Annotated in this window: 1 protein-coding gene; it reads right to left on the bottom strand. The window is 60.8% G+C overall.

Annotated features, from left to right (window positions below; translation table 11 throughout):
• On the bottom strand, positions 1–1,267 hold a 1,267-nt coding region (carB, locus tag AC1D0Z_RS22130), incomplete at both ends, for a carbamoyl-phosphate synthase large subunit (protein WP_477660295.1).

Genomic DNA, 1,267 nt, shown 5'->3' with positions numbered 1-1,267 from the left:
GGTCAGGACCTGGCGCGCCGAGTTCTTTCTCAAGAACTTCGCGGTCTTGCGTCTTTTCGTTCATGCCGTCGACGCCGACTTCCAGGCCGCGCAATGCTTTCTGGAAAGACTCCTGGAAGGTGCGGCCCATGGCCATCACCTCACCGACGGATTTCATCTGTGTGGTCAGGCGTGAATCAGCTGCCGGGAACTTCTCGAACGCAAAACGTGGAATCTTGGTAACGACGTAATCGATGCTGGGCTCAAAACTGGCCGGCGTGGCACCGCCCGTGATTTCGTTGCGCAGTTCGTCCAGCGTGTAGCCGACCGCCAGTTTGGCCGCGACCTTGGCGATCGGAAAACCGGTGGCCTTGGAAGCCAGCGCCGAGGAACGCGACACGCGCGGGTTCATCTCGATCACGACCATGCGGCCGTCAACGGGGTTGATGGAGAACTGCACGTTGGAGCCGCCGGTGTCCACACCGATTTCGCGCAGCACGGCCAGCGAGGCGTTACGCAGGATCTGGTATTCCTTGTCGGTCAGCGTCTGGGCCGGTGCCACGGTGATCGAGTCACCGGTATGCACGCCCATCGGGTCCAAATTTTCAATCGAGCAGACGATGATGCAGTTGTCGGCGGTGTCACGCACAACTTCCATCTCGTACTCTTTCCAGCCAAGCAGCGACTCTTCGATCAGCAGCTCGTTGGTCGGTGAAGCCTCAAGGCCGCGCTTGCAGATGACTTCAAACTCTTCAGAGTTGTAGGCAATGCCGCCGCCGGTGCCGCCCAGCGTAAAGCTGGGGCGAATCACGGTGGGGAAACCGACGGTCTTCTGCACGGCCCAGGCCTCGTCCATGCTGTGCGCGATGCCGGAGCGGGCCGAGCCCAAACCGATCTTGGTCATTGCATCCTTGAACTTCAGGCGGTCTTCGGCCTTGTCAATGGCTTCAGGCTTGGCGCCAATCAGCTCGACCTTGTATTTGTCGAGCACGCCGTTGTGCCAGAGGTCCAACGCGCAGTTGAGCGCGGTCTGGCCACCCATGGTCGGCAGGATGGCGTCGGGGCGCTCCTTGGCGATGATCTTTTCAACCGTCTGCCAGGTGATGGGTTCGATGTAGGTGACGTCGGCGGTCGCCGGGTCGGTCATGATCGTGGCGGGGTTGCTGTTGATCAGGATGACCTTGTAGCCCTCTTCGCGCARTGCCTTGCAGGCCTGCACGCCGGAGTAGTCGAACTCGCAGGCCTGGCCAATGATGATCGGGCCGGCGCCGATGATGAGGACGCTCTT

The organism is Polaromonas sp. P1_E3, assembly GCF_056405935.1.
Note: the sequence above shows the minus strand (reverse complement) of the source record. Positions and strands in the feature narration are given on the sequence as shown.